Source organism: Thalassobius vesicularis (assembly GCF_004799325.1).
Taxonomy (GTDB): domain Bacteria; phylum Pseudomonadota; class Alphaproteobacteria; order Rhodobacterales; family Rhodobacteraceae; genus Thalassobius; species Thalassobius vesicularis.
This window is the reverse complement of the sequence record NZ_SSMD01000001.1, coordinates 686,825-706,816: the sequence shown is the minus strand read 5'-3', so window position 1 is coordinate 706,816 and position 19,992 is coordinate 686,825. Positions and strand designations below refer to the sequence as shown.

Sequence of the window (19,992 nt, the reverse complement as noted above, 5' to 3'; positions counted from 1 at the left end):
GTGGGTCTGATATGTCGGGCGCGATCAGTAGATGTCGATCAACCCGGCCAGGGTGCCCGCATCGTTCGCCCCCAGAACGGTCAGGTACTGACCGCCGAAGTTGAACACGGTGCCCCAGCTGTTCACAGTGGCGTAGGTCGAGATCACCTGCGCGGTGGTCATGCCGCCACCCCACAGGATGTCGTCCAGCAGCAGCCGGTCGCCATCGCTGAACGAGAAGTCGGTGATCTCATCGTTACCCCAGCCGTTGGTGTACTGGAACACGTCCGCGCCGGTGCCACCGGTCAGGGTGTCGTTGCCCCATTCACCCAGCAGGGTGTCATTGCCGGACTCGCCAAACAGACGGTCGTTGTCCGCGCCGCCCCGGATCGAGTCGTTGTCCAGACCCGCCCAGATCGTGTCGCTGCCGGCATCTCCCATCAGGCTATCGTTGCCGTAGCCACCAAAGATCAGGTCGTCGCCCGACCCGCCCGAGCAGTAGTCGTTATGCAGACCGCCACCCAGCGTGTCGTTGCCAGCATCGCCATACAGCGTATCCACACCGTCCGAGCCCCAGAGCGCGTCGTTGTCATTGCCACCATACAGCAGGTCGTTGCCCAGACCGCCATACAGCAGGTCAGCGCCATCATCGCCCGACACGGTGTCATTGTCGGCACCGCCGCCCAGGGTGTCATTGCCCCAGCCGCCGATCAGGGTATCCATACCGGAATCGCCCCAGATCTCGTCGTTGCCCGACCCGCCATTGGCATAGTCGTTGCCCGCGCTGGCATAGAGGGTGTCGTTGCCGGCTTCGCCCAGCAGGCTGTCATTGCCGCTGGCACCGCCCAGGATGTCGTTACCTTCATCACCCAGAAGGGTGTCGTTGTCGGTACCGCCCCACAGCTGGTCATTGCCCAGGCCGCCATCGAGGAAGTCAGCGCCCGTGCCGCCAACCAGCGTGTCCGCACCGTAGTCACCCGTGAGCGAGTCGTTGCCGGCGCCGCCGTCCAGGTAGTTGTTGGCATAGTTGCCGACGATGGTGTCGTTACCCGACCCGGCGCGCGCGCTTTCGATGATCGTACCGCGGGCGATGCCCACGTTGCCGATCCCGCCGCCGATGTTCGAGAAGGTCGAGTGCCACAGGCTGATGAAGTCGTTGGTCATCGAGGGTGACACGTCCAGCACGTCCCAGCCGCCCTGGTCGTAGATCGTCAGCGCCACGGGTTCACCGCTGTAGACCCCCGAGGTGGTGCCGTTCACAACGCTGTTCAGCAGCAGACCCAGGTAGTTGGTCAGGTTGGTGTTGGCGCCCCAGGTGGTGGCCCCCGCCGTCGCGCTCGAGCTGCCGGGCGCGCCATACAGGTTCTGGATCGCGATGATGTCGGACATCATGGCGGTCAGCAGATAGGCGAAGGTGGCGTTGGTCGTGGTGTTCTCGGTCTGGCTGAAATACGACATGATCGAGATCTGCCAGCTGTCGTTGCTGAAGGTCTCGTCGACGCCGTAGGTGGCCGCGCCGTTATAGGCACCCTGGTGACCCAGACCCAGCGCGTGACCGATCTCGTGCACGAAGGTCTGGAACGAGTAGCTGTCGATCGTGGTGCCGTAGGACGCGATCCAGCTGGTCGAGATGTTGACATGCGACGAGATGATCTCGGAGCCGACGGTGGTCGAGGTCGAATAGGCGCCCGAGTCGTTGTCGTCAAAGGTGATGTCGCCGCCCGTGGTGACTTCGACGAAATCCAGGTTGGCGACCATTGCCCAGGCATCCAGCGCCCAGCGGGCCAGCTGCTGGCCATCGGCGGTCAGGCCGGTCAGGTTCACGGTGATCACGTTCGAGGACGAGGTGTCGAACGCACGGCCGGCACGGCCGGTCGATTCCCAGTACCCATCGGTCAGGAAGGCCGCCAGTTCATCCAGCGTGCCGGGGGCCGGCGGGACATCCTCGACGATGCTCATCTCGTAGGTGCCGGTGTCGTTGGCGCCATAGGACGAGGCCACCAGATAGTAGGTGCCGCTATAGGACGCGACAAAGCTCAGCAGCGAGTCATAGCCGGTGCCGCCATCGTCGTTATAGGCGATCAGATTGCCCGACGAATCGTACAGGTAGAAGTAGGGATCGGGCAGGGTGCCGGAGCCCGAGGGCGCGCCCGACAGCGACGCGATATAGGTGGTGCCCGCGGTCAGGGTCACGGCCACCCAGTCATAGGCGTCCGAGCCGTTGGTCAGCGAGCCCGAAAAGACGTCGCCGACATTGATGGAATACGGCGTGCTGGTGCCTTCGGGGGCGTCAGACGTTTCGGTAATCAGGGCGCAATCCGGCTGGGCCGGATGCAATTGAGCGCAAATCGTACACATTTGAAAATCTCCGTTGGATGTTCCGTTTGTAATTCACTCTTGAAGAACGCCATCTCCCCCAAAGGGAAGCGCTCACTGGTCTTGGTCCTGCCGTTCGGCAGGCAGCGGCAGTCTGCTGGCCCGGACCAACCCCTCGGCATAGCGCGACAGCATCGAGCCGCGCAGCGCCACGTCGGGGGAATCCAGGGCCACCTCCGGGCCGGTCTCCCAGCCAGCCCCGGATGTGGTTTTCCATTGCAGCTGGGTGACGATCCCATGGCGGGTTTCCCGAACCGCCACCAGCTTCAGCGCCAGGCTGCCCGCCATCGGGGCGACCTCTTCACCGTCGCGGATCACCGCATGGGGGCTGGCCTGCCGCAACGCCTGTTTCAGCGCGTCGCACAAGGCCCGTCCAATCTCGGATGCGTCCTGCGGGCAGGACAATGCGATCACGGGACGCGCGCGCTGTTCGGACATGGCCGAGACGGGGGCGGACATCAGCATTCCCCCCACAACACAGCCAAGACCGGCAAGAAAAACCCGTCTGGCAAATCGGCAGCTTGTTCCGAGCCTCTTTCCACGCATCGCACCTCCGGTATGCGACCGCCTGCAACATACCAACCCTGCAGACAGTCCGTGGCCCCCAAGGGCAAGTCTATCAGCAAAGCGCGCGTCTTTTCAACGCGCAAGCCGTCACAGGGAGGGATTTGTCCGACCACTCAGAGGCCGCGCGCCACGCGGGTCTTCAGCCAGGCCAGGAACGCGCGGTCAGGGGCGTGCAGACGCGGGCGCCCGGTCTCGACCCAGAAGGCGCGCCATTCGGCCTCCAGCGCGTAGATGTCGCCGCCCGGCGCCAGTTCGCGGGCCTGGGCAAAAGTGTCCTCGGACAGCTGCGGCGCCTCGCCCGGGGCGATGACCTGGCCCTGGCGGGTAAAGACGATCAGATCGCCCGCCGCCTCGCTCATGTCATAGTCGGGCAGGGTCGCGTCCTGGATGATCCCGCGCACCGCGGCGCGGAACACCCGCAGGGGCGCGGTCGAGCCCGCCTTCTTGTGCAGGGTCGCCAAACCCACCTGCCACTCGGGCTGACGGCCGCAATGCTTGCGCGCCAGCTCGTAGATGCGCCGCTCCAGCGGTTTGCGCAGACGGAAATAGGCGCGGTTCAGCGTCAGCACCGATTTCGACACCACCGCCCGAAACAGCCATTCCGACAGCGTCACCGCCACGCTGACCATGCGCCCGCCGCGGGACTTGCGGATGATCTCCCAGCTTTCGATCAGGCCGAACCCGCTGGTCACCTCTTGTCCGCCGGTTTCCAGGTTGGTCGTGATACGCGTGCCGGCCAGCCGCTCAAAGGCTTCGCGCAACCGGGCATAGCTGTCGCCGCCGGTATCGCGATTGGTGGCCACCAGCAGGTCATGCGCCTTCAGCTGCAGGGTGCGCGAAATCTCGCGCCCCGCGTTCAGCGCCGCGATCAGCTGGCTGATGCAATAGATCAGGATATCCTTGTCGTGGATCGTCGCCCGCCCCCGCACCGAGGGCGTGACCGTCACCTCGACCCCGTTATGCGCATAGCTCAGGATGCGCCGGTCGGGGCGGGTGGACAGCGAAAAGATCGGATGCTCCATCGAGCCCAGGTCGTCCTTGGGCGAGGCATCAAAGATATCGCAGACGAACATGTCGCCTGTCGGATGCCGGTCCGGCAGCAACCCTGCCCCCCGCATAACGCCTGCCTGCCCGTTCATGGCCGCCTGTCCCGTGTGTCGTCTGCTCTGAGTCCCCGTTTATGTTTCGGGGTTTCACTGACACCCTAAAGTTATCCACAGCCTGCGTCCAGCGCGCCGTGGCCCGCCTTCGGGGGATCGGAGTCGGATCAGCGGCGGATCAGAGTCACCTCATCGGGGTTTCAGAGTCGCCTGTGCCGATCTGAGCATCAAAAACCCCCATGACTCCAAGAGCTTGCCAGATCAGCCCGCCCCCTGTAACTATAAAATTAACAGAATTCTAACCGTCTTTTTTTTTGCCAGGGCCCTCAGATCTGCCGAATTTCCCCTGAAAAGCCGGGGATTTGGCTATGAAAAGGCAAGGGAGGTGAGGGTTTTTCTTCCATGTTACGCGTTTTCCGGTATGTTGAGGAAAAGAGCGCACATGAGGCCCGAGCAATGACATCCTCCCTGCCCCCCTATTTCACCATCGACCCCGATCAGGCGCTGGCCGCTTTGGGCCGTCCTGCCGGAACCGACGGCTTTGCCACCATCGCCACCGCCTGCGAACGCGGTCGCACCGATCTGGCCAGCCGGGGTTTGCAAGAGGACGGGCACCGCTCGTTGCGGATGTTCTCGACCTGGGAGATTACCCGCTACCTGATCCCCGTCGCGCAAGGCCATTTCCGCCGCGTGCTGAAACAGAACCCCGAGCTGCCGCAAGGCCGGTCCGAGACCGAGGGCGGCGCCAAGTGGTTCACTCTCGACGAGGTACTGAAGCTGCGCGCCCATTTCGCCGCCGAAGGGTCGAAGACCAAGAACTACCTGCCCTACCGCCCCAAGGGCCTGCCCGCCAAGCTGGTCGCCGTGGCCAACTTCAAGGGCGGTGTCGGCAAGACCTCGACCGCGGCGCATCTGGCGATGTCGGCAGCGCTGGATGGCTACCGCGTGCTGGTGATTGATCTGGACAGCCAGGGCTCGATGACCTCGATCTTCGGCGGCAAGGTCGAGGATGAATGGCAAACCGTTTTCCCTCTGCTGGCCCGCCATTACGCCAGCTACCTGCGCTCCGACAACCAGCGCCGGATGGACCGGGGCGAGGCGCCGATCCCGCTGGACGACACGCTGAGTGCCGCGCTGGACGTGAAAGCGCAGTCGCTGATCCAGCCGACCCACTGGCCCAATATCGACCTGATCGGCGCGCAGCTGAACCTTTACTGGGCCGAGTTCCAGATCCCCGTCTGGCGCATGCAGGGGCGTGGCTGGAAACTGTGGGACGCGCTGACCGACAGCCTGCAGGCCGACGGCATTCTGGATCAGTACGACATCGTTTTCGTCGATACGCCCCCCGCGCTGGGGTACCTGACGATCAACGGTCTGGCCGCCTCGGACATCCTGCTGGTGCCGCTGGGGGCCTCGTTCCTCGAGTTCGACTCGACCGGCCGGTTCTTCGACATGCTGCACACCACGTTCAAATCCATCGAGGACGGAGAGAACATGGCCGCGCGAGCTTTGGGCCGGGCTGAACTGAACTTCGAATGGGACGCAGTGCGCGCGGTGATCACCCGCTATGACGGCAGCCAACAGGCGGAACTGGCCGCGTTGATGCAGGCCTATCTGGGGCCCACGTTGTCGCCGCACCGTCAGGATTTCACCGCCCTGATCGGCCAAGCCGGCGAGCAGGTGCAAGGCATCTACGAGGCGGATTATCGCGACTTCAACCGCGAGACCTATGCCCGCGGGCGTGAAACCTTCGACGCCACCTATGCCGCGTTCAAATCCCTGCTGATCGGTGCCTGGCGCCGCGACGAGATCAGCCAACAACAGGCGGCGGAGTGAGCCCCCGCCCCACATGTTTCGCGCGCGAAACAGCGGCGCTCGGTCGGGTCAGGGTCTGTTCACCCTGTCGCCCCACCCTGCCCCGCACACGAGAGGAGACCTGAGCCATGGCCAAACGCCGCCGCCTTGCCCCCGCAAACACCGATTTCCTGGCCGAGGCGCCCACCCCCTCGATCTTTCCGGAACCGCGCCGCGCGCCGCCCATCGCCGATGTGGCCGGTCAGGCCAGCGCCACCGCCGCGATGGAGGAGATGTCCGAAACCCTGCGCCGTGCCCGCGAAGATGGCCGCATGGTGCTGGAACTGCCCATCGCCGAGGTCGTCCCCGATTACCTGGTGCGGGATCGCCTGAACGTGGACGAGGGCGAGATGGAGGTGCTGATGGCCTCGATCCGTCAGCGTGGCCAGCAAACCCCGATCGAGGTCGCCCCCCTGCCCGACGGGCGCTATGGGCTGATCTCGGGCTGGCGGCGTCTGCGCGCGATCTCGCGTCTGGCCGAGGCCGGCGAGGCCGAGCCGGTCGTGCTGGCGTTTCTGCGCAAGCCTGAACAAGCATCCGACGCCTATCTGGCGATGGTCGAGGAAAACGAGATCCGCGTCGGGCTGAGCTATTACGAGCGCGCCCGCATCGCCCTGCGTGCCGTTGAACAGGGCGTTTACGAGGACGAGCGCGAGGCGCTGCGCAGTCTCTATCACGCCGCAAGTCGGGCCAAACGGTCAAAGATCGGCAGCTTCCTGACGCTGGTGAAATTGCTGGACGGCATCCTGCTGTTCCCCGAGGCCATCGGCGAGCGCACCGGCCTGATCCTGGCGAAAGAGCTGGAGCACGCCCCCGCCATCGCGCAGGTCATCGCCCGCCACATCCAGGCCGATCCGCCGAAATTCGCGGTCGAGGAAATGGACCGGATCAACGCTGCCCTGGGGGAATTGGCGCGGGCCAATAAACCCACGAAACAGTCTCTGAAACGCAAGACAGGGACTGATATCACCCGCACCATCCGCCCCGGATTGCAGGTGGTGCGCCACCACAAGGGCGGCAAGCTGACGGTCAAGGGCAACGCGGTCGATGAAAACCTGGCCGCCGATCTGATCGCCTGGCTGGTCGAACGCGACCAAAAATAGACTCTGATCCTGCGTTAGAGTCTGTTTCGCGCGCGAAACATTTACGGCCTGTGCATCAGCCACAGCCCCCAGGCGGCGACATGGTGGATCACGCTGAACTGCCCGGCCTTCATCGCGGCGTCGATCTGGTCGGGAGTCAGCTCTTCGTAGGCGAACTCCTCCAGATCGCCGGGCGCGGGCTCGGCCACGCGGCGGCAATTCAGCGCCGCAAAATAATGCCCCGTGCTGCCGGTCTGGTTGCCGTTGTCCACGTAAGCGCCCATCGGGATCAGACGCTCGGCCTGCAGCCCCGTTTCCTCCATCAGCTCGCGCGAAGCGGTCAGATCGGCCGGTTCCCCCGGATCGACATAGCCCGCCGGAAAGCCCAGCATCTCGGCACCCGGGCCGTGCTTGTACTGGCGGATGACCAGCACCTTGCCGTTCTCCAGAAACGGGATGATCAGCGCAAAGGGGCGCAGGTCGATCTTGTAGAAATCGTCGATGATCTGGCCGGGGCGGACCTCGACCTGTTCCTTGCGGACGCGCAGAAAGGGCGCGTGCTCGAACACGGTTTCGTCTTTCAGAACCTTCCAGGCCATCAGTCCAGCAGCCTAATCAGGTAGGCACCATAGCCGTTCTTGCCGAACTTCTCGGCCCGGGCGCGCAGCTGGTCGCGGCTGATCCAACCCTTGGCAAAGGCGATTTCCTCGGGGCAGCCGACCTGCTGGCCCTGACGTTCCGAGAGCGTCCGCACGAAGTTGCCCGCATCCAGCAGGCTGGCATGGGTGCCGGTGTCCAGCCAGGCATAGCCGCGCCCCATCTGCTGCAGGGTCAGCTGACCGTCGGCCAGATAGCTTTCCAGCAGGGTGACGATCTCCAGCTCTCCGCGTGCGGACGGGGTGATGACACGGGCGCGCTCGGGCGCGGTGCCGTCCAGGAAATAGAGCCCGGTGACCGCATAGGGCGAGGGCGCTTTTTCCGGCTTCTCGATGATGTGGCGGACAGTGCCATCGGGGGCGAAATCCACCACGCCGTAGCGTTCGGGGTCGGCGACGCGATAGCCGAACACCGTGCCCCCCTGCCCTTGTGCATCCGCTGCCGCCAGCCGCTCGGGCAGGCCGTGGCCAAAGAAGATGTTGTCGCCCAGGACCATCGCGCTGGGGGCGCCGTCCAGGAAATCCTCGGCCAGCAGATAGGCCTGCGCCAGACCGTCCGGGCTGGGCTGGACGATATAGGTCAGGCTCAGGCCCCATTGGCTGCCATCGCCCAGGGTGCGGATGAACTGTTCCTGATCCTGCGGGGTGGTGATGACGGCGATGTCGCGGATACCGGCCAGCATCAGCACCGACAGCGGGTAGTAGATCATCGGCTTGTCATAGATCGGCAGCAGCTGCTTTGAGACGCCAATCGTGATGGGATAGAGCCGCGTGCCAGACCCGCCAGCCAGAATGATACCCTTGCGTTTCATGCGCATACCTTTCGTACAACATCGGCCAGAGCGGCCTGCCAATCCGGCGCTTCGATTCCGAAATCCGCCCGCGTCGCGCTGCAGTCCAGCCGCGAGTTCAACGGCCGCCGCGCCGGAGTGGGATAGTCCGCGGCGGGGATGTCCGTCACCTGCACGGTGCGGCCCGCCAGCGCAAATGTTTCGCGCGCGAAACATGCCCAGCTGGTATAGGGCAGGCCCGCGTAATGATAGGTGCCGCCCCCCTGCCCGTCTGCCATCGCCTGCGCCATCGTGACCAGCGCCTGCGCGATGCCGGTGGCGGGGCTGGGTCCGCCGATCTGGTCGGCCACGACGCTCAGCGCGTCGCGGGTTTCCGACAGGCGCAGCATGGTTTTCACGAAATTCGCCCCGTGCGCCGAGAACACCCACGAGGTCCGCAAAATCGCCCAGTGCCCGCCGGCTTGCGCAATCGCGCGTTCCCCCGCCAGTTTCGAGCGGCCATAGGCGTTGATCGGGCCAACCGGATCGCCCGGTTTCCACGGGGTCTGACCCGCGCCGTCAAAGACGTAATCGGTCGAGATATGCAGGAACGGCAGGCCCCGATCCGCGCAGGCCTGGGCCATTGCGCCGGGGGTGGTGCCGTTGATCAGGGTGGCAAGGTCTTCCTCGCTCTCGGCACGGTCCACGGCCGTATAGGCGGCGGCGTTGATCACCGCGTCGGCCTGCGCCTCGCGGATGATCGCGGCGCAGGCGGCGGGGTCGGTCAGATCGGCGGCCGAGCGCGGCAGCGCGGTGATGTCCTGCGGCAGGGCTTGCAGCGCATGGGCCACCTGCCCGGTCTGGCCGAAAACCAGCAGCCTCATTTGCCCGTCCCCAGACGCTGCCCCACGCCCGCACGGGCTTGCAGCGGGCGCCACCAATCCTCGTTCGCCAGATACCATTCCACGGTTTTCTCCAGCCCCTGTTCCAGCGTCACGGAGGGGCGCCAGCCCAGTTCGGTGCGGATGCGGGTGGGGTCGATGGCATAGCGCAGGTCGTGGCCGGGGCGATCCTGAACATAGGTGATCAGGCTGGCATAGGGTCGATCCGAGGGTCTGAGCCGGTCCAGAATGGCGCAGATCATCGTCACCAGGTCGATGTTGCGGGCCTCGTTCTCGCCGCCGATATTGTAGCTGCGCCCGTTTTCGCCGCGAAACAGGACGGTCAGCAGGGCATCGGCGTGATCCTCGACATAGAGCCAGTCGCGCACGTTCAGGCCTTGGCCGTAGACGGGGATCGGCTTGCCCGCCAGCGCGTTCAGGATCACCACGGGGATCAGTTTCTCGGGGAAATGGTACGGCCCGTAATTATTCGAGCAATTGGTCAGCACCACCGGCAGGCCGTAGGTTTCGTGCCAGGCGCGCACCAGGTGGTCGCTGGCCGCTTTGGAGGCGGAATAGGGACTGTTCGGCGCGTAGGGCGTGTCCTCGGTGAACTGGCCGGTGTCGCCCAGGGTGCCGAACACCTCGTCGGTCGAGATATGGTGAAAGCGGAAGTCGGCGGGCCTTCCCAGCCCTTCCCAATGGGCGCGGGCGGCTTGCAGCAGGGTGTAGGTGCCGTTGACGTTGGTCTCAATGAACGCACCCGGCCCGTCGATCGAGCGGTCCACATGCGATTCCGCCGCCAGATGCATCACCGCCGTAGGCTGGTGCGCTGCGAAAATCCGCGCCATCGCCTCGGCGTCGCGGATATCGGCGTGCTCAAAGGCGTAGAGCGGGTTGTCGGCCACGCTGGCCACGTTCTCCAGGCAGGCGGCATAGGTCAGCGCGTCCACGTTCACCACGCGCTGCCCGCGCGCCACGGCCTGACGCACCACGGCAGACCCGATGAAGCCCGCGCCGCCGGTAATCAGCAGGGTCATTGCGCGCCCTCCCACGTGAAGGGGGTGTCCAGATCGGCCAGCCAGGGGGCGGCCTCATCCTTGGCCGACAGAACCGGGGCTGTGGTCAGGCCCCAGTCGATGCCGATCTCGGGGTCGTCGAAGCGGATCGCCCGGTCGCAGTCGGGGGCGTAATAGTCATCGCATTTATAGACGATCTCGGTGTCCGGCGCGCGGGTGACAAAGCCATGCGCGAACCCGGCTGGGATCAGCAATTGGCGGCCGTTCTCGGCAGTCAGGTCCACGCCGACCCAGCGGCCATAGGTCGGGCTGCCGCGCCGGATGTCCACGGCCACGTCGAACAGCGCTCCGCGTCCGCAGCGCACCAGTTTGGTCTGCGCATGGGGGGGCGTCTGGAAATGCAGGCCGCGCACCGTGCCCTCGGTGGCGGACAGCGAGTGGTTATCCTGCACGAAGTCGATCGCCAGCCCGTGATCGGCCATGCGCTGACGGTTCCAGCTTTCGCTGAAGAACCCGCGATGATCGCCGAACCGCTGCGGCGTCAGGATCAATACGCCGGGCAGGGCGGTGTGTTCGATCTGCATGATCCCTCTCCTTTTGATCAAAGGCTTAGTGGATCGGGGCGTAACCGACAATCTTGGCATGAAAAGGCCCGCCGGGGGGCGGGCCTGTGACTGCGGTTATTTTTCGTAATGCCCGCTTTGGTGCCAACGCCAGGCATCGGCGATCATCCGGTCCAGCGTCGAGCGGCCGGGCGTCCAGCCCAGTTCCTCTTCGGCGCGGGTCGAGCCCGAGACCAGTTTGGTGCAATCGCCCGCGCGGCGCGGCCCCTCGTTGAAGGGGACGGTGCGGCCGGTGACCTGTGCGGCGGCGTCCATCACCTCGCGCACGGAAAAGCCCGAGCCGGTGCCAAGGTTGAACACCCGGCTGCCTTTGTCTGCCCGCAGCCAGTTCACACCCAGCACATGGGCGTCGACCAGATCGCAGACATGGACGTAATCGCGGATGCAGGTGCCATCGGGCGTGTCGTAATCGGTGCCAAAGATCGTCAGCGCGGCGCGCTTGCCGTCGATGGCGTCCAGGATCAGCGGGATCAGGTGCGTCTCGGGGCGGTGGAATTCGCCGATCTCGGCCTCGTCATCGCCGCCTGCCACGTTGAAATAGCGGAAGATCACCGATTTCAGCCCGTGGCTGGCGTCGAAGTCGCGCAGCATGTCCTCGATCGCGCGCTTGGAGGCACCATAGGCGTTGATCGGCAGCTGCACGCTGTCCTCGTTCAGCACCACGTTGTCCTGTTCGCCATAGGTGGCGCAGGTCGAGGAGAAGACGAAGTTCAGACAGCCCGCCGCGCAGGCCGCCTCGATCAGGTTCAGCGAGCCGCAGGTGTTGTTCAGCCAGTACTTGCCCGGGTTCGACATGCTTTCGCCGACCTGGGACAGCGCTGCGAAATGCATCACCGCGACGGGCTGGTACTTGGCGAACACCTCGTCCAGGCGGGGGCGATCCAAGAGGTCGCCCTTCTCGAACGGGCCGAATTTCACCGCGTCTTCCCAGCCGGTGCACAGGTTGTCAAAGGTCACGGGGGTGAACCCGGCCGCTTTCAGGGCCTTGCAGGCATGCGACCCGATATATCCGGCGCCGCCGGTTACCAGTACGTTGGTCATCGGTCGTCCTTACTGCGCGGCTTTGGAGGTCTGGGTGACGGCTTGGAGGTAGTCCATCAGCTCGTCGCGCAGGTCGTCGCGGGTCAGGCCGAAGGCGACGGTGGCCTGCAAAAAGCCCGCCTTGGAGCCGCAATCGAAGCGTTCGCCGCGGAACCGCAGGCCGTAGACGCCGTGCCCCTGGGTGATTTCCCGGGCGATCGCGTCGGTCAGCTGGATCTCTCCGCCCGCGCCGGTTTCCTGATTGTCCAGGTTTGTCAGCACGTTGGGCGACAGGATGTAGCGGCCGATCACCGCCAGGTTCGATGGCTCGGTGCCGGGGGCGGGTTTCTCGACCATGCCCTTGACCGACACGACCGAGCCCATGTCCTGATCCACGTCCAGCACGCCATAGGCCGAGACCTTCTCGGGCGGGACCTCCATCGCGGCGACCATGGAGCCGCCGGTTTCCTGATACGCCTCGACCATCTGCTGCAGGCAGGGTTTTTCCGCCGCGATCACGTCGTCGGGCAGGATCACGGCGAACGGCTCATCATGGATCAGACGGCGCGCGCACCAGACCGCGTGGCCTAGGCCCAGGGCCTTGTGCTGGCGGACATAGGCGATCTCGCCCGAGTCCATGTTGGTGGTTTCCAGCACTTTCAGCAGCTTGTCCTTGCCTTTGCGCTCCAGCTCGGCCTGCAGCGTCGGCGAGTGGTCAAAGTAATCCTCGAGCGCGGATTTCCCGCGCGAGGTGACAAAGATGAACTCTTCGATCCCGGCCGCTCGCGCCTCGTCGATCGCGTATTGGATCAGCGGGCGGTCAACCAGCGTCATGATCTCTTTCGGAACCGATTTCGTCGCGGGCAAAAAGCGAGTGCCCAGACCGGCAACCGGAAAAATCGCCTTGGTAACCTTGCGTTTCATGTCATTCCTCTCGCTGAATATGCAGCTGTTCGGGTCAGCCTTTTGATAAAACAATTGCAGGCTTTTTCTTACGTGGAAAAAGCAGCAATGCGTAACCAAGCCGGATAGGAATTCAGCCGTTTGCGCCAACTCACAGAGAACCGGATAGGGACTCAGCCTTTTGCGCCGCCTCGCTCGGAATTTAGGTGGCTTTCCCGAACTCTGGCCACTCTCAAGCGCTCTTTCTCCGACCGCTTTTTCCGAGTCGAAAGTTGGAACACTGCCCCGTCACGCAAGCTGCGGCCAAAAATGCCCCCGGTTTGCAGCCAGTAGCCTTCGGGCTGGAATCGCACGTGGTGATACAAAGCGGTGGCCGACAACAGGTAGAGCGTCACCGTATGACCCTGTTGCGCCAGTTCCGCCGCCTGTGCCTGTAGCGCGGCGCTGCCAAAGGGGCCGCCCACCAGATTGACCGGCGGACGGGTCGCCAGCGAGGGGAAGCGCCGAAACCCATCTTGCCGGCGCGCGATCTGGGCCGAGGGGATCAGCGGCGTCGTGCGCCCGTCCTCCAGCCCCGCGCGCAGGCTGCGCAGGGCGTTGCGGACGTCGCGCGGCTCTAGCAGTCCGTCGCGCATTTGCTGTAACACCCGGCGACGTTGCGCAGAGATCAGCGCCGCCTCGGCCGCGGCGCGAGCCGCATGTGGCAGATGCTTGCGCCAGAACACGGCCGAGCTGCGGCCAATGTCGCTCAGATCCTTCACCGCGCGATTGGCGGCGCGTCGAGGGCCCGCCGCGTAGGCATGGTGAACGACGGCCAAGGGAACGATCGCCGTTGCGTACCCCCCGCGGGCGAGGCGCATGTTCAGGTCGGTCTCGTCCAGATAAAACCGAAAACCCTCGTCAAACCCGCCAAGCTTTTTCAGCACCCAGCGGCGCACGGCCATGTTGGTGCCTTCGGTCTTGATCGCATGGCCCGGCGGTGGGGTCAGGATGGTAGGGCGCACGGGATCGACCGTCAGGGGCGTCGCCTCTCCGTCAGGTCCAACACTGCGGGCGGTCCATTGCCAGGAAATCCCGTTGCGCCCGATCACAAATCCACCCGCAGCCGCAACATCGGGATCGTCGAACGGGGCGATCAGGTGGTTCAGCCAGGTCGGCTCTGGCACCGCGTCATCGTCGATGAAGGCCACCACCTCTCCGGCGGCGGCCGAGATGCCGATGTTGCGGGCGGCCGAGATGTTCGGCTCATCGTACGAAATCAGCCGAAAATCGTACGAAAACGGAAGCGCGCGCGCCGCGTCGATCCCCGAGGGATCGGCCACGACGATGATCTCAAAGTTGCGGTAGTGCAGCCGCGCCAGCCCGGTCAGGCACAGGCGCAGGCTGTCGGGCCGTCCCCGGCTGACTACGACCACGCTGACGGGAAGTTGCTGCATCGCCGCCCCTGGCCGGGGGTCCGGCTCAGGCCTTTTTCAGTTCCACACTCGGAGAATAGGCGATGAAGAACGGGTTCGCATAGCCTTCCTTGCCGTAGACCAGCGGCGAGTGGTCGTCAAAACGCACCACCTTGCCACCTGCGCCATGCAGCACGGCGTGGCCTGCGGCGGTGTCCCACTCCATCGTGCGGCCAACGCGGGGGTAGATGTCGGCCTCGCCGGTCGCAACCAGGCAGAATTTCAGCGACGAGCCCGCGCTTTTGGAATCCGCCACCGCGTATTTGTTGATGTAATCATCAGTCGCCTGATCGCGGTGCGATTTCGAGGCGACGACCAGCAGCGCCGCGTTATCGGCGTCCGACACGTTGATCGGGGTCAGCTCGCCCACCGAGGTCTTGGCGAAGGGGCCAGCCTCTTCGACGGCGGTGCCATCGCCGAGGGTGAAGAACATACGTTCCTTGGCCGGGGCATAGACGACGCCACGGGTCGGCACGCCGTTCTCGACATAGGCGATGTTGACGGTGAAGTCGCCGCGGCGGTGGACGAACTCCTTGGTTCCATCCAGCGGGTCAACGATCAGGAAGGTGTCGGCGCGCTGGCTGTGCGAGGCGGCCTGCTCCTCGGTCACCAGCAGGACATCGGGGAATTCGGCGCGCAGCCCGGCCGAAATCAGGGCGTCGGCAGCCTCGTCAGCCTCGGTCACGGGGCTGGCGTCGGATTTGGTTTTCACTTCGAAATCGTCGGCGTTGTAGATCTCCATGATCTTGTCGCCAGCCTCGAGCGCCAGACGGCGCATGACAACGGAAAGTTTATCGTAATCCAAGGTCTTCGTCCTAATATGGGGACTGCGCAATCGCAGGTTTTGTTGATTATCGGCGTCGTTCCCCTTATGGTGAACCGATAACGGAACGGCAAGAATTCCGTGCGAAAAATCCTCAAAACGGCAGATCGGCACGGACATGTTCCAACTAAAAAGGCGAACATCGGCTCTGACCTCGGCATTCACGATTGCCGAGCTGATTTACCATTCCATCGCCCGCTCGATCCGCAAGACGCATGGCAACGCGTTCATGTCGCTGTTCATGAACATGCTGCAGGTCATCATTTTCGTGATGGCCTTCTACATCATGTTCTCGGTTCTGGGACTGCGGAAGACGGCCATTCGCGGGGATTTCCTGCTGTACCTGATGTCGGGCGTGTTCCTGTACATGACCCAGATTAAGACGCTGGGCGCCGTTGTCGGGTCCGAGGGGCCGACCTCTCCGATGATGTTGCACGCGCCGATGACGACGTTCATCGCCATCGCCTCGGCCGCACTGAGTGCGCTGTACATCCAGGTCCTGTCGCTGTTCGTTATCCTGTTCGTCTACTACGTGGGCTTCAACCAGTTCACCATTCACGACCCCGCCGGCGCGTTCGGGATGCTGATGCTGGCGTGGTTTTCCGGCCTTAGCATCGGCATGGTCCTGCTGGCGGCCAAGCCGTGGTTCCCCACCCCGGTGCGGATCATCACGATGGTGTATCAGCGGGCGAACATGATCGCCTCGGGTAAGATGTTCGTCGCCAACTCGCTGCCGCCGTTCATGCTGCACCTGTTCAGCTGGAACCCGCTGTTTCACTGCATCGACCAAGCGCGCGGGGACGTGTTTCTGGACTATGTGCCGCGCAACACCTCGGCCACGTATCCGCTGTATTTCGGGCTGGTGTTCCTGATGATCGGGCTGATGGGCGAGTTCTATACGCGCCGTCATTCCTCGGTCAGTTGGAGCGCGCGACGCTAATCCACCACCCGGCAGGTCAGGTTGATCCGTCCGCCATTGGGCAACAGGCTGGAGGAGCCGAAGCGGATCCGATCCACCCCGTGATAGGTCAGCCGCGCCTGACCGCCCATCACCACGACATCGCCGGACGCCAGCCAGATGCTCTCGGTCGTGCCGCCGCGTGTGGCGTTGCCGATGCGGAACTGCCCGTCGTCCCCCAATGAGATCGACAGAACGGGCCACGAGAAATCAGCCTCGTCCCGGTCCTGATGCATGCCCATCCGGGCGCCCTCGCCGTAGAAGTTGATCAGACAGCAATCCGGGTCGCGCTGATCACTGACCTGCTGCCGCCACAAGTTCAGGATCGCCTCGGGGATCTGCGGCCAGTCCACGCCCGAGGGGTGCTTGCGTTCATACCGATAGCCGCGCCGGTCGGCGTACCAGCCATACCGTCCGGCCGAGGTCATCCGCACCGTCATCGGCTTGCCATAGGGCGTCAGCGGGGAAAACAGCGGCGCGGCGCGGATCACCCCTCGCAAATCCTCGACCAGCGCCTCTTGTGCGGGGCGATCCAGCGCGCCGCGCAATATCTGGAACCCTCTGAGATGTAGCCGTTCCATCCCGTCCCTCTTGGTGCAAAATCCCCGGATTCCTAAAATCCGCTGCGTGGCAACGCTTGCAGGGTTCAAAACCCCTCCTTATATACGCCGGGAAGCGCGGTGAACCCAACCCGGAACACCGCTAAACAGGATCGGGGCCGGATGCCAAAACGGGTCCACGCCTCGTGCAATCGCCTTGAGTAAGAAGGGATCGAAGACATGGCCAAAGTCATTGGTATTGACCTGGGAACCACCAACAGCTGCGTCGCCATCATGGATGGTGCTCAGCCCAAAGTTATCGAAAACTCCGAGGGTGCGCGTACCACCCCCTCGATCGTCGCGTTCACGGATGACGAGCGCCTTGTCGGCCAGGCCGCCAAGCGTCAGGCCGTCACCAACGCCTCGAACACCATTTTCGGCGTGAAGCGCCTGATCGGCCGCCGTGCGGATGACGCGCACCTGGCGAAAGACAAGAAAAACCTGCCCTTTGCTGTCGTCGATGGCGGCAACGGCGATGCATGGGTCGAAGCCAAGGGCGAGAAATACAGCCCGGCGCAAATCTCGGCCTTCATCCTGGGCAAGATGAAAGAAACCGCGGAATCGTACCTGGGTGAAGAGGTCAAGCAGGCCGTCATCACCGTTCCGGCCTATTTCAACGACGCCCAGCGTCAGGCCACCAAGGACGCCGGCAAGATCGCCGGTCTGGAAGTTCTGCGTATCATCAACGAACCGACCGCAGCCGCACTGGCCTATGGTCTGGACAAGGAAGACACCCACACCATCGCGGTTTATGACCTTGGTGGCGGTACCTTCGACGTGACCATCCTGGAAATCGACGACGGCCTGTTCGAGGTCAAATCGACCAACGGCGACACCTTCCTGGGTGGCGAAGATTTCGACATGCGGATCGTCAACTACCTGGCGGACGAGTTCAAGAAAGAGCATGGCGCCGACCTGACCAAGGACAAGATGGCCCTGCAGCGTCTGAAGGAAGCCGCTGAAAAGGCCAAGATCGAGCTGTCCTCGTCGCAACAGACCGAGATCAACCAGCCGTTCATCGCGATGGACCCGAAATCGGGCGCACCGCTGCACATGGTCATGAAACTGACCCGCGCCAAGCTGGAATCGCTGGTTGGCGACCTGATCAAGGCCTCGCTGAAGCCCTGCCAGGCCGCGCTGAAGGATGCTGGCTTGACCACCTCGGACATTGACGAGGTCGTTCTGGTCGGCGGTATGACCCGGATGCCGAAAGTCATCGAAGAGGTCACCAAGTTCTTCGGCAAAGAGCCCCACAAAGGCGTGAACCCAGACGAAGTGGTCGCCATGGGCGCTGCCATTCAGGCCGGTGTTCTGCAAGGCGACGTCAAGGACGTGGTCCTGCTGGACGTGACCCCGCTGTCGCTGGGCATCGAAACGCTGGGTGGCGTGTTCACCCGCCTGATCGACCGCAACACCACGATCCCGACCAAGAAATCGCAGGTCTTCTCGACCGCCGAGGACAACCAGTCGGCCGTGACCATCCGCGTGTTCCAAGGCGAGCGTGAAATGGCCGCCGACAACAAGATCCTGGGCCAGTTCAACCTGGAAGACATCCCGCCGGCACCGCGCGGTATGCCCCAGATCGAAGTGACCTTTGACATCGACGCCAACGGCATCGTCTCGGTCGGCGCCAAGGACAAGGGCACCGGCAAGACCCAGAACATCACGATCCAGGCCTCGGGCGGTCTGTCGGACGAAGACATCGAAAAGATGGTCAAGGACGCCGAGGACAACGCCGAGTCGGACAAGGCGCGCCGCGAGCTGATCGAAGCCCGCAACCAGGCCGAAAGCCTGATCCACTCGACCGAGAAGTCGATCGAAGAACACGGTGACAAGGTCGACCCGACCACCGTCGAAGCGATCGAGCTGGCCATCGCGGCCCTGAAGGACGATCTGGACAAGGACAACGTCAAGGCTGACAAGATCAAGTCGGGCATCCAGAACGTGACCGAAGCGGCCATGAAACTGGGCGAAGCGATCTACAAGGCCAGCCAAGAAGGCGACGCGGACGAACCGGCAGCAGCCGATGCGCGCCGTGACGACGATGACATCGTCGACGCCGACTTCGAGGACCTTGGCGAAGACAAGCGCAAGTAAGCGTCCGTCGGAACCTCTGGGGGCCGGTCCTGACCGGACCGGCCCCAATCGTTCCTGAAAGGGGAATACCCAATGTCCAAACGTGACTATTACGATGTGCTTGGCGTTTCCAAGGGTGCCTCTGCCGACGAGATCAAGAAGGCCTATCGCAAGAAGGCCAAAGAGCTGCACCCCGACCGGAACGCCGACAACCCTGAAGCTGAAAACCAGTTCAAGGAAGTCAACGAAGCCTACGACTGCCTGAAAGACGCCGACAAGAAAGCCGCCTATGACCGCTTCGGTCATGCAGCATTCGAAGGCGGCATGGGCGGCGGTCATCCCGGCGGCGGTTTCCGCGGCGGCCAGGGCGATTTCTCCAGCGCCTTCTCGGACGTGTTCGACGACCTGTTCGGCGATTTCATGGGCCAACGTGGCGGTGGCCGTCAGCGCGCCTCGCGCGGGGCGGACCTGCGCTATAACCTGCGCGTGACGCTGGAAGAGGCGTTCACCGGCGCGCAGAAAACCATCAACGTGCCGACCTCGGTCGCGTGCGGCGAATGCAGCGGCACCGGCGCCGAGGGCGGGTCCGAGCCGACCACCTGCCCCACCTGCTCGGGTATGGGCAAGGTGCGCGCACAGCAGGGCTTTTTCACCGTTGAACGCACCTGTCCGACCTGCGCCGGGGCTGGCCAAATCGTCAAGAACCCGTGCCGCGCCTGTAACGGCCACGGCCGTATCCACAAGGATCGCGCGCTGAGCGTGAACATCCCCGCCGGCGTCGAAACCGGCACCCGCATCCGCCTGACCGGCGAAGGCGAGGCCGGGATGCGTGGCGGACCCTCGGGCGATCTGTACATCTTTATCGAGGTGACCCGGCACGAACTGTTCGAGCGCGAGGAAACCAACCTGTTCTGCCGCGTGCCCGTCAGCATGACCACGGCCGCGCTGGGCGGCGACATCGAGGTGCCCACCATCGACGGCGGCCGCTCGCGCGTGAAAATCCCCTCGGGCAGCCAATCGGGTCGCCAGATGCGCCTGCGCAGCAAGGGGATGCCTGCCCTGCGCGGCGGCGGTGTCGGCGACATGTTCATCGAGCTGGCCGTGGAAACCCCGGTCAACCTCAGCTCGCGCCAGAAGGAATTGCTGCGCGAGTTCGAAAAGCTGAGCGACGAAAACAACCCCGAAAGCTCCTCTTTCTTCAAGAAAGTGCGTGGTTTCTGGGACAGCATGAAGAGCTGACGGGAAACCGTTA

General features: G+C 63.9%; 18 protein-coding genes. 5 read left to right on the top strand and 13 right to left on the bottom strand.

Annotated elements, in window-relative coordinates:
• Positions 1–24 precede the first annotated feature (24 nt).
• The 3 genes from E7681_RS19255 to E7681_RS03475 all read right to left on the bottom strand — a co-directional run bounded on the left by E7681_RS19255 (position 25) and on the right by E7681_RS03475 (position 4,061).
• Entirely contained in the window at positions 25–2,337 is a 2,313-nt protein-coding gene (locus E7681_RS19255) for a M10 family metallopeptidase (protein WP_136337862.1), read from the bottom strand.
• A 72-nt stretch (positions 2,338–2,409) separates the two neighbouring features.
• Positions 2,410–2,814, bottom strand: coding sequence for a hypothetical protein (locus tag E7681_RS03480; protein ID WP_136337861.1), 405 nt, complete (start codon positions 2,812–2,814; stop codon positions 2,410–2,412).
• Positions 2,815–3,035: 221 nt separating this feature from the next.
• Positions 3,036–4,061 (bottom strand): replication initiator protein A, encoded by a 1,026-nt coding sequence (locus E7681_RS03475; protein ID WP_136337860.1) that lies wholly within the window; start codon positions 4,059–4,061, stop codon positions 3,036–3,038.
• A 417-nt stretch (positions 4,062–4,478) separates the two neighbouring features.
• Between E7681_RS03475 and E7681_RS03470 the strand changes: the two genes are divergently transcribed.
• Complete coding sequence (locus E7681_RS03470) at positions 4,479–5,858, top strand: AAA family ATPase (protein ID WP_136337859.1); 1,380 nt, start codon at positions 4,479–4,481, stop codon at positions 5,856–5,858.
• A gap of 107 nt (positions 5,859–5,965) precedes the next feature.
• Positions 5,966–6,979, top strand: a complete 1,014-nt coding sequence (locus E7681_RS03465; RefSeq protein WP_136337858.1) for a ParB/RepB/Spo0J family partition protein — start codon at positions 5,966–5,968, stop codon at positions 6,977–6,979.
• A gap of 41 nt (positions 6,980–7,020) precedes the next feature.
• On the opposite strand, the gene E7681_RS03460 is transcribed toward E7681_RS03465, so the two are convergent.
• The 9 genes from E7681_RS03460 to cysQ form a co-directional block, all read right to left on the bottom strand.
• Positions 7,021–7,557, bottom strand: a complete 537-nt coding sequence (locus tag E7681_RS03460; protein WP_136337857.1) for an NUDIX hydrolase — start codon at positions 7,555–7,557, stop codon at positions 7,021–7,023.
• Positions 7,557–8,426, bottom strand: coding sequence for a glucose-1-phosphate thymidylyltransferase RfbA (gene rfbA, locus E7681_RS03455; RefSeq protein WP_136337856.1), 870 nt, complete (start codon positions 8,424–8,426; stop codon positions 7,557–7,559). Before rfbA ends, E7681_RS03460 begins: the two co-directional genes overlap by 1 nt.
• Entirely contained in the window at positions 8,423–9,268 is an 846-nt protein-coding gene (rfbD, locus tag E7681_RS03450; RefSeq protein ID WP_136337855.1) for a dTDP-4-dehydrorhamnose reductase, read from the bottom strand. Before rfbD ends, rfbA begins: the two co-directional genes overlap by 4 nt.
• Complete coding sequence (gene rfbB, locus E7681_RS03445) at positions 9,265–10,305, bottom strand: dTDP-glucose 4,6-dehydratase (protein ID WP_136337854.1); 1,041 nt, start codon at positions 10,303–10,305, stop codon at positions 9,265–9,267. Before rfbB ends, rfbD begins: the two co-directional genes overlap by 4 nt.
• Complete coding sequence (gene rfbC / locus E7681_RS03440; RefSeq protein ID WP_136337853.1) at positions 10,302–10,868, bottom strand: dTDP-4-dehydrorhamnose 3,5-epimerase; 567 nt, start codon at positions 10,866–10,868, stop codon at positions 10,302–10,304. Before rfbC ends, rfbB begins: the two co-directional genes overlap by 4 nt.
• Before the next feature lie 96 nt (positions 10,869–10,964).
• A complete protein-coding gene (galE, locus tag E7681_RS03435; protein ID WP_136337852.1) occupies positions 10,965–11,948 on the bottom strand; it encodes a UDP-glucose 4-epimerase GalE in 984 nt (327 codons plus the stop codon).
• A 9-nt stretch (positions 11,949–11,957) separates the two neighbouring features.
• A complete protein-coding gene (gene galU / locus E7681_RS03430; RefSeq protein WP_136337851.1) occupies positions 11,958–12,851 on the bottom strand; it encodes a UTP--glucose-1-phosphate uridylyltransferase GalU in 894 nt (297 codons plus the stop codon).
• A gap of 152 nt (positions 12,852–13,003) precedes the next feature.
• Positions 13,004–14,266: a glycosyltransferase family 2 protein gene (locus tag E7681_RS03425; RefSeq protein WP_136337850.1), complete on the bottom strand. Its 1,263-nt coding sequence runs from the start codon at positions 14,264–14,266 to the stop codon at positions 13,004–13,006.
• A gap of 25 nt (positions 14,267–14,291) precedes the next feature.
• Entirely contained in the window at positions 14,292–15,089 is a 798-nt protein-coding gene (cysQ, locus tag E7681_RS03420; protein WP_136337849.1) for a 3'(2'),5'-bisphosphate nucleotidase CysQ, read from the bottom strand.
• Between the two features lie 136 nt (positions 15,090–15,225).
• Between cysQ and E7681_RS03415 the strand changes: the two genes are divergently transcribed.
• Positions 15,226–16,047 (top strand): ABC transporter permease, encoded by an 822-nt coding sequence (locus E7681_RS03415; protein WP_136337848.1) that lies wholly within the window; start codon positions 15,226–15,228, stop codon positions 16,045–16,047.
• On the opposite strand, the gene E7681_RS03410 is transcribed toward E7681_RS03415, so the two are convergent.
• A complete protein-coding gene (locus tag E7681_RS03410) occupies positions 16,044–16,646 on the bottom strand; it encodes an alpha-ketoglutarate-dependent dioxygenase AlkB family protein (RefSeq protein WP_136337847.1) in 603 nt (200 codons plus the stop codon). The two genes, E7681_RS03415 and E7681_RS03410, sit on opposite strands and share 4 nt — an antisense overlap.
• Positions 16,647–16,844: 198 nt before the next feature.
• On the opposite strand from E7681_RS03410, the gene dnaK reads away from it, so the two are divergent.
• Complete coding sequence (dnaK, locus tag E7681_RS03405; RefSeq protein ID WP_136337846.1) at positions 16,845–18,761, top strand: molecular chaperone DnaK; 1,917 nt, start codon at positions 16,845–16,847, stop codon at positions 18,759–18,761.
• A gap of 72 nt (positions 18,762–18,833) precedes the next feature.
• Positions 18,834–19,979 carry a molecular chaperone DnaJ gene (gene dnaJ, locus E7681_RS03400; protein WP_136337845.1) on the top strand — a complete coding sequence of 382 codons (1,146 nt, stop codon included), beginning with the start codon at positions 18,834–18,836 and terminating at the stop codon, positions 19,977–19,979.
• Positions 19,980–19,992 lie beyond the last annotated feature (13 nt).

Bases quoted from the DNA above. Each gene is read 5' to 3' on its own strand.
- dnaK (WP_136337846.1), top strand. From the start codon at position 16,845: ATGGCCAAAGTCATTGGTATTGACCTGGGAACCACCAACAGCTGCGTC.
- rfbA (WP_136337856.1), bottom strand. From the start codon at position 8,426: ATGAAACGCAAGGGTATCATTCTGGCTGGCGGGTCTGGCACGCGGCTC.
- galU (WP_136337851.1), bottom strand. From the start codon at position 12,851: ATGAAACGCAAGGTTACCAAGGCGATTTTTCCGGTTGCCGGTCTGGGC.
- dnaJ (WP_136337845.1), top strand. From the start codon at position 18,834: ATGTCCAAACGTGACTATTACGATGTGCTTGGCGTTTCCAAGGGTGCC.
- galE (WP_136337852.1), bottom strand. From the start codon at position 11,948: ATGACCAACGTACTGGTAACCGGCGGCGCCGGATATATCGGGTCGCAT.
- E7681_RS03475 (WP_136337860.1), bottom strand. From the start codon at position 4,061: ATGAACGGGCAGGCAGGCGTTATGCGGGGGGCAGGGTTGCTGCCGGAC.
- E7681_RS03425 (WP_136337850.1), bottom strand. From the start codon at position 14,266: ATGCAGCAACTTCCCGTCAGCGTGGTCGTAGTCAGCCGGGGACGGCCC.
- E7681_RS19255 (WP_136337862.1), bottom strand. From the start codon at position 2,337: ATGTGTACGATTTGCGCTCAATTGCATCCGGCCCAGCCGGATTGCGCC.
- E7681_RS03415 (WP_136337848.1), top strand. From the start codon at position 15,226: ATGTTCCAACTAAAAAGGCGAACATCGGCTCTGACCTCGGCATTCACG.
- E7681_RS03470 (WP_136337859.1), top strand. From the start codon at position 4,479: ATGACATCCTCCCTGCCCCCCTATTTCACCATCGACCCCGATCAGGCG.
- E7681_RS03460 (WP_136337857.1), bottom strand. From the start codon at position 7,557: ATGGCCTGGAAGGTTCTGAAAGACGAAACCGTGTTCGAGCACGCGCCC.
- E7681_RS03480 (WP_136337861.1), bottom strand. From the start codon at position 2,814: ATGTCCGCCCCCGTCTCGGCCATGTCCGAACAGCGCGCGCGTCCCGTG.
- E7681_RS03465 (WP_136337858.1), top strand. From the start codon at position 5,966: ATGGCCAAACGCCGCCGCCTTGCCCCCGCAAACACCGATTTCCTGGCC.
- E7681_RS03410 (WP_136337847.1), bottom strand. From the start codon at position 16,646: ATGGAACGGCTACATCTCAGAGGGTTCCAGATATTGCGCGGCGCGCTG.
- rfbC (WP_136337853.1), bottom strand. From the start codon at position 10,868: ATGCAGATCGAACACACCGCCCTGCCCGGCGTATTGATCCTGACGCCG.
- rfbB (WP_136337854.1), bottom strand. From the start codon at position 10,305: ATGACCCTGCTGATTACCGGCGGCGCGGGCTTCATCGGGTCTGCCGTG.
- rfbD (WP_136337855.1), bottom strand. From the start codon at position 9,268: ATGAGGCTGCTGGTTTTCGGCCAGACCGGGCAGGTGGCCCATGCGCTG.